This is a genomic window from Alteromonas sp. S005 (assembly GCF_036864475.1).
Lineage (GTDB): Bacteria > Pseudomonadota > Gammaproteobacteria > Enterobacterales > Alteromonadaceae > Alteromonas.
This window is the reverse complement of the sequence record NZ_JAZETN010000027.1, coordinates 19982-27849: the sequence shown is the minus strand read 5'-3', so window position 1 is coordinate 27849 and position 7868 is coordinate 19982. Positions and strand designations below refer to the sequence as shown.

Below are 7868 nucleotides of genomic sequence, written 5' to 3'. Positions count from 1 at the left end.
CAAGAAACAAAAAAGGCGCCGAGTGGCGCCTTTTCTTTTAATATCAGATTATTACAAGTCTCTATTAGCTCTTTTGTCTACGCATGGCGTCAAAGAACTCATCGTTAGTCTTGGTCATCGACAGCTTACTGATAAGGAAGTCCATTGCGTCAATTTCTGACATTTCGTGAACGATTTTGCGAAGGATCCACATTTTCTGTAGTTCATCTTGCGCTGTAAGCAGTTCTTCACGACGAGTACCAGAGCGGTTAAAGTCGATAGCCGGGAATACACGTTTTTCCGCGATTTTGCGGTTAAGGTGTAATTCCATGTTACCTGTACCTTTGAACTCTTCGTAGATAACTTCGTCCATCTTAGAGCCGGTATCGATAAGCGCTGTTGCGATAATGGTTAAACTACCGCCTTCTTCAACGTTACGAGCAGCACCGAAGAAGCGCTTAGGTTTGTGTAGTGCGTTTGCGTCAACACCACCGGTAAGTACTTTACCTGATGATGGGATAACTGTGTTGTAAGCGCGAGCAAGGCGAGTAATCGAGTCAAGCAGGATAACCACGTCTTTTTTGTGTTCAACAAGACGCTTAGCTTTTTCGATAACCATTTCAGCAACTTGTACGTGACGGCTTGCTGGCTCATCAAACGTTGATGCCACTACTTCACCTTGTACAAGACGATGCATCTCGGTAACTTCTTCTGGACGCTCATCGATAAGTAACACCATTAACTCACAGTCTGGGTGGTTAGCAGCAATTGACTGAGCAATGTTTTGAAGAAGAAGCGTTTTACCGGCTTTTGGTGGTGCAACAATAAGGCCACGCTGACCTTTACCGATTGGAGATGCTAAGTCGAGTACACGAGCCGTAATATCTTCCGTTGAACCGTTGCCGCGTTCCATACGCAAACGGTCTGCTGCGTGAAGCGGTGTAAGGTTTTCGAAAAGAATTTTGTTACGTGAATTTTCGGGCTTGTCGAAGTTAACTTCGCGAATTTTTAGCAGAGCAAAATATCGCTCGCTGTCTTTTGGTGGACGAATTTTCCCGGCAATCGTATCACCCGTACGCAAGTTGAAGCGTCGGATTTGGCTTGGCGATACATAGATATCGTCTGGCCCTGCAAGATACGAAGAGTCAGCTGAGCGTAAGAAGCCGAAACCGTCCTGTAAAATTTCTAGTACCCCATCACCAAAGATATCTTCGCCGCTTTTTGCGTGAGTCTTTAGGATTGAGAAAATGATGTCTTGTTTTCTGGCGCGCGCCATGTTTTCCAGGCCCATTTCCTCGGCCAGGTTAACCAACTCGCTTATTGGTTTGTTCTTTAATTCAGTTAAATTCATACTGGTGGGTCTTTGTGCTTGAACTTCGCTTACAGGACTTAAAGTCACTCTGTTCTAGTTTAGATTTGATATCACCCGGATGTGGGCGTAAGCAGAATGCTGCTCGGATGAGCGCTGAGGAAAAGTTAGCACTATATTTAACCAACGTCCAGCGTTTTACCGCCGAAATGTTAAATATTTTGATGTGCTCTTTTCTAAAACTAAATGCAAGTGCCCGTGATGCAAATAAAAACCGGCGCTTTATTCGCACCGGTTTTTTATTTTGTCTCAATTAAAGATTTTCGTTTAGAAATTCTGTTAACTGTGCTTTTGATAATGCGCCAACTTTAGTCGCAGCAACGTTGCCGTTTTTGAAAAGTAGCAATGTAGGAATACCACGAATACCATATTTAGGTGGAGTTTCGTTATTTTCATCGACATTCAACTTGCCAACTGTTAACTTGCCTTCAAACTCGGTCGCAACTTCTTCTAAGATTGGTGCGATCATTTTACACGGGCCACACCATTCGGCCCAGAAGTCAACCAGTACAGGACCTTCAGCATTGATAACATCTGCTTCGAATTTATCGTCAGATAACTGGATAATTTTGTCGCTCATTCTTTTCTCCATTATTGGTCTGTCGCTGATTTGTCTCAGCCCGACCATAAGTGTTATATAGAAACTGTTTTTTAATGCAAGCACTGATAAGCTATAAGCTATGCCTACTCACTTAACTGATACTCATTTTTCCGACCTGCCGATTAACGGCAAGGTTGTTGACGCCTTAACGGCAGCTAATTTTTCACATTGTACACCAATTCAAGCACTTGCACTGCCTCCATTATTGGAAGGTCACGACATTGCAGGGCAGGCTCAAACGGGAACAGGTAAAACCATTGCCTTTTTGGTGGCTACATTTCACTATTTGCTAAGCAAAGCAGAAAATGCAGATAACAGCAAATCAAATGGCCCTCGCGCAATTATTATGGCGCCGACCAGAGAGCTCGCCGTTCAAATCTATAACGACGCCAAACTACTTAGTGAGCATACTGGATTGTCGCTTGGTTTGATTTATGGGGGCGAAGGTTACCAAAGTCAACGTGAAACTTTGGAAGAAGGGGTAGATATTATAATTGGTACGACAGGACGCATTCTTGATTACTACAAGCAGAATGTGTTCACACTGAAGAATATTCAGGTTGCTGTACTAGATGAAGCCGACCGCATGTTCGATTTAGGCTTTATAAAAGATATCCGCTTTTTGTTCCGCCGTATGCCACCTGCAGGCGAACGCCTTAGCATGCTATTTTCAGCTACACTAAGCTATCGCGTACAAGAACTTGCCTATGAGCATATGAATAACCCAACCCATGTTCAGGTTGCCCCAGAGCAGACCACAGCTACTCGCGTTTCTCAAGAACTCTTTTACCCATCTGACGATGACAAGATGCTGCTGCTTCTTACATTGCTTGAAGAAGAGTGGCCGGAAAAGGCGATTGTTTTTGCGAACACCAAAAATAGTTGTGAGAAGGTTACCGACTGGCTTACCGCTGATGGCCATCGCGTAGGCTTACTAAGCGGCGATGTACCGCAGAAAAAACGCTTAGGGATCTTAGAAGATTTTACGAAGGGTAACCTTGATATCCTAGTAGCGACCGATGTTGCAGCGCGCGGTCTTCATATTGATGCGGTCACCCACGTATTTAACTATGACCTACCAGACGATGCGGAAGACTATGTACACCGTATCGGTCGAACTGGTCGCGCAGGACAAAGTGGTGTTGCGATTAGTTTTGCATGCGAGAAGTACGCACTAAATCTACCTGCTATTGAGCAATACATTCAAAAGACAATACCGGTTACCGATTATGACCGCAGTGCACTGCTTGATGATGTAACCCCGCCAAAGCCTCGCAGGAGACGCACGCCTAACAACCGCAACTCTTCGCGCCGTGGCAACGGTAGAGGTCGAGGTAAGCCCCAAAACCGAAACAACAGAGCGCAATAATAAAGCGTAAGGTATTTTATAAGAAACGAGATTTTATGCAGGCAGAACTCCAGCACGACGCACAGACCTACGGCGAGTACTACGCCGCTGTAGACTTGGGCTCTAACAGCTTTCACATGGTGATTGTTCACGTTGTTAACGGCAGTGTGCAAATAATAGGGAAAATTAAGCAAAAAGTACGTTTAGCCGCTGGCCTAGACGATGACTTAGCACTTGATGATGTAAGCATGGAGCGCGGCTGGCAATGTCTGCAAGTTTTCTCGGAACGTCTGCAAGATATCCCATCATCTAATATCAAAATAGTCGCTACGGCTACCCTTCGCCTTGCGACCAACGCCCATATTTTCATTCGTAAAGCTGAAGAAATTCTTAATCACAAGCTCAACGTGATAAGCGGCGAGGAAGAAGCGCGACAAATTTACCTAGGGGTAGCCTATACATCAGCTAACCAAGGTAATAGCCTAGTGATAGATATTGGAGGTGCCAGCACCGAAATTATTATCGGTAACGACATGCAGCCTATCCACCTTAAAAGTTTAGATATGGGCTGTGTGACTTTTATGGAGCGCTACTTCACTGGCGGTACCATAACCGAAGATAACTTCGAAAATGCTAAAAAAGCAGCCCAGTTGCTAATTGCTGAAGTATCAAATGCTTTTTTGTGTTTCGATTGGGAGAATTGCTTAGGAGCGTCGGGGACACCGCAAGCAATTACCGAGATCCTGGTAGCCCAGGGTATCAGCGATGCCATTCGTTTAGACTATCTTTATCACCTTGAAAAACAGTGTGTCGAATGCGGCAGCATTCAAAACCTTGATATCGACGGATTAGAAGACAATAGAAAAGCTATTTTCCCTTCTGGCTTGGCGATACTTATCAGCTTGTTTGAAGCGCTGAATATCAAACATATGAATATCTCTGGCGGGGCATTGCGCGAAGGGCTTATCTACGGAATGTTAGATAACGTTACTGAAAACGATAGACGCCAACAAACGCTCAATCAAGCAAAGCATCGTTATCATATCGATAAAAACCATGCGAACTCAGTTCGCCATGTAGCGCTTACTTTATGCCATCAACTTTGCACACAGCAAAACATTTGTCACCTAGATACAGAAACTATTTTAGGGGCCGCTGCACAGTTACATGAAATTGGTCTTCACATTGAATATAAACGCCATCACGAACACGGTGAGTATATTTTAAGTCATATTGATTTACCGGGGTTTACTCGGTTGCAGCGCTCAGCAATTCGCGACCTAGTTGCGCAGCATCGTTTAACGATTGAAACAGAAATTTTTGATAAGTACCACGAAGACTATCGTCCTATGCTAAAAGGCATGCTTCGAGTATTACGCATAGCAGTAGTCTTATGTCTACGCCGCCAAAACAAACATACTCCAGAAGTTTCACTGCAATGTGATGACAGTAAGTGGACACTTACCTTCCCCGAAGGCTGGCTGAAGTCTCACCCTTTAATTAATGCGGAATTAGCAAACGAGTGCTGGCTACAGCACAAAGCTGGGTTTGAGCTATTGTGTAAGTAAATACTCACATCCTTGTTTATAAATCAAAAAAGCCGTGCTTAGCACGGCTTTTTATTGGAATGCGCAAATTAATATCGCTTAGATTTAAATTTATTTACCATCTTGCTTAGCTAATAGCTTGGCAGCTTTAGGTGCAAAATAGGTCAAAATACCATCTGCTCCAGCGCGCTTAAATGCAAGTAAGGACTCTAAAATTACCGCCTCTTCGTTTAGCCAACCGTTAGCAAAGGCTGCTTGATGCATAGCGTATTCGCCACTGACTTGATAAGCAAACGTTGGCACCTTAAACTCATCCTTGCAGCGACGTACCACATCTAAATAGGGCATACCGGGCTTCACCATCACCATGTCTGCCCCCTCTTCTATATCAAGGGCAATTTCATGAAGAGCTTCGTCAGTGTTTGCTGGGTCCATCTGATAAGTTTTCTTATTACCGCCTTTGATATTTGCAGCAGAGCCGACAGCATCGCGAAAAGGACCATAGTATGCAGAGGCGTATTTGGCCGAGTAAGCCATAATGCATGTATTGATGTGCCCCGCTTCTTCTAGTGCCTTGCGAATGCTACCAATACGGCCATCCATCATATCAGAAGGCGCCACAATGTCAGCACCAGCTTCGGCATGTGATAAGGCTTGCTTAATTAGGACTTCAACGGTTTCGTCGTTCATCACATATCCAGTCTCATCTAGGAGGCCATCTTGTCCATGAGACGTGAAAGGGTCTAATGCTATATCTGACATCAGCATCACTTCAGGGTACGCTTTTTTAAGCGCTCTCATCGCTTGTTGAGCAAGGCCGTCAGAATTAAATGCTTCACTGGCACATTCTGTTTTAAGCGACATAGGTGTTACAGGGAAAAGTGCAATAGTTCGAATACCTAATGCTACCCAATCAGCTGCTTCTTGAACCAGTAAGTCAATAGAAAGCCTTTCAACGCCAGGCATAGAAGGAACGGCTTCCCTGGCATTTTCACCGGGCAACACAAAGACAGGATAGATTAAATCATCCGTAGTTAGCCTGTGTTCTGCCACAAGCCCTCTTAACGCATCTTTAGCACGTAATCTACGCATACGACGGAGAGGGAAAGGTGAAGAGGTCATAGTTTTTCCTGTAAATTTTTTTGTATTACGGTGTTTCGCCCTGAAGCTTTCGCTTCGTACAAGCACTCATCAGCATATTTAAATAAACTTTGCGCGTGTTCTTCATCCGCAATAATGGTTGTGGATACACCAGCGCTGGCAGTTAGCTTAACGGTTTGCCCCTCATATTCAAGCGGACTGTTTTCTAAGCTATATCGGATATTCTCGGCAACGTGGTATGCGCCGCTCAAATCAGTATTAGGCAATATAATTGCGAACTCTTCACCACCTATGCGACACAAGTCATCTGTTGGACGATGGATGAGTTTTTTGAAGACATTTGTCACGTGGATTAAGCACGCATCTCCGCCGTCGTGTCCATATTCATCGTTAATTTTTTTGAAGTGATCTACGTCAACAATGATAAGTGATAAAGGCGTTTGTTCTCGACGGCTGCGTCTTCCCTCGGAGCGCAATCGTTTGTCAAAATGGCGGCGGTTGTGTGCCCCTGTAAGCGGGTCAATTGCGTTAAGTCTTTCCAGCTCTTGGTTTACCTCTGAAAGCTCACGCAGCGTTATCTCTAACTCAAGCGTACGCTCTTGGACTTTATACTCCAGATCATCCTGATAGCGCTTTTGTACTTCCAACAGCTTTTCTTTAGCAGTATTCGCCTGCTTTTCCTGTTCAAGTGCAAACTCCTTCGCATCAATTAAGTCGTCACGACTGTGGCTGTAATTAATCGCAAGAATCAGCGCCAATATTAAGGTTTCGACGGTTCCACCTATCACTAACAAGTCATTAGACGAAATAGGTAGCTGAATAATATTAACATTATCTAAACTTGCACACAGCCCGCTAATCAATAGAAAGCCCCAAGCAATTGTAAAATAGCGCGCTACGGCTTCTCGCTTAAGCGACAGCCACACACCCAGAGCTAGAATAAAAATGACAACAAGGCTTAATACTAAAAGAAACGCTTTTATCATTAGCCAATAAGGCAGAACAAGGCCCGCAACAATGCTCAAGCCGCAAACCCAACCAATAGCTTTGGTCACGCTATCGAGTTTGTTACTGTAATTTTTAATGGGCAGAAGACTACGAGTAAATAGCGCCGCAAACATTATAGTAGCGTTTGCAAATACGATAATTGCTTTACTTTGAAACCAGCTACTTTCCGGCCAAATGTAGGAAAAGCCATAACCATGAAGGGTCATTAAGGTAAGCGCTAGGTTGATCACATAACCAGAGTAAAACAGAAAGGAAGCATTTTTAGTTGTGACCGTTAAGAATGTATTGCTCACACCCATTGCTAGCAAAACACCAAAAAAGATGCCTAACACCAAGTTTCTTGTTGATGTGTATTCTATAAATTCTGTTTCTTGCCAAATGCGAATGGGAAGGCGAATGTTGCCGGATGTTTGAACCCTAATGATAACGCGCTGAGATTGCGCACTAGCAGGTAAGGGGAACAAAGGTTTGACGTGCGCAATATGCCTCTCGTTGAAGCGTTTACTATCACCACTAGAAAACGTCACTTTGGGTTTGCTACCAACTTGGCTATATACCGCAACATCTAAATTATCTAAAAGCGGATAGTCAACATGCAGGAGAAACCGGCTTTGGTTGCTTTGCGTAGGCTGCACTATCATTGAAAACCAGTGCACACCTGTGTCCATTCCTAAGTTCACTGGTGGCGCGACCTGAGTCCAATCACTTGTTGGAATTTGAATTACACTATTGAAATCAAGGGGTGTTCCTTCAGTTTCTTTTAAATAAGTTAACTGTGAAAACCGAGGTGAGAGGCTTGTTGCCGGAGAAAGGTTTAGCAGAACAAAGACAAAGACTACTACAGCAAGGGCTGTAATAAGAATGAGCCCAGCATCATACTTGCGCATTGCCTTTAGATTTGTCTGCATATAAACC

6 protein-coding genes are annotated in these 7868 nt (G+C 44.1%); 2 read left to right on the top strand and 4 right to left on the bottom strand.

The window, feature by feature from the left end:
- Positions 1-64: 64 nt before the first annotated feature.
- Together rho and trxA are read right to left on the bottom strand one after the other, a co-directional pair.
- Complete coding sequence (rho, locus tag V7R55_RS18990) at positions 65-1330, bottom strand: transcription termination factor Rho (RefSeq protein WP_014948094.1); 1266 nt, start codon at positions 1328-1330, stop codon at positions 65-67.
- 271 nt (positions 1331-1601) lie between these two features.
- Positions 1602-1928 carry a thioredoxin TrxA gene (gene trxA / locus V7R55_RS18985; RefSeq protein ID WP_118490421.1) on the bottom strand — a complete coding sequence of 109 codons (327 nt, stop codon included), beginning with the start codon at positions 1926-1928 and terminating at the stop codon, positions 1602-1604.
- A gap of 100 nt (positions 1929-2028) precedes the next feature.
- Between trxA and rhlB the strand changes: the two genes are divergently transcribed.
- Together rhlB and V7R55_RS18975 are read left to right on the top strand one after the other, a co-directional pair.
- A complete protein-coding gene (rhlB, locus tag V7R55_RS18980) occupies positions 2029-3318 on the top strand; it encodes an ATP-dependent RNA helicase RhlB (protein ID WP_334060896.1) in 1290 nt (429 codons plus the stop codon).
- A gap of 35 nt (positions 3319-3353) precedes the next feature.
- Positions 3354-4865, top strand: coding sequence for a Ppx/GppA phosphatase family protein (locus V7R55_RS18975; protein WP_334060894.1), 1512 nt, complete (start codon positions 3354-3356; stop codon positions 4863-4865).
- 90 nt (positions 4866-4955) lie between these two features.
- Here the strand turns inward: V7R55_RS18975 and hemB are convergent, their stop codons facing one another.
- Entirely contained in the window at positions 4956-5966 is a 1011-nt protein-coding gene (gene hemB / locus V7R55_RS18970) for a porphobilinogen synthase (RefSeq protein ID WP_334060893.1), read from the bottom strand.
- Positions 5963-7861 (bottom strand): sensor domain-containing diguanylate cyclase, encoded by a 1899-nt coding sequence (locus V7R55_RS18965; protein ID WP_334060891.1) that lies wholly within the window; start codon positions 7859-7861, stop codon positions 5963-5965. Before V7R55_RS18965 ends, hemB begins: the two co-directional genes overlap by 4 nt.
- Positions 7862-7868 lie beyond the last annotated feature (7 nt).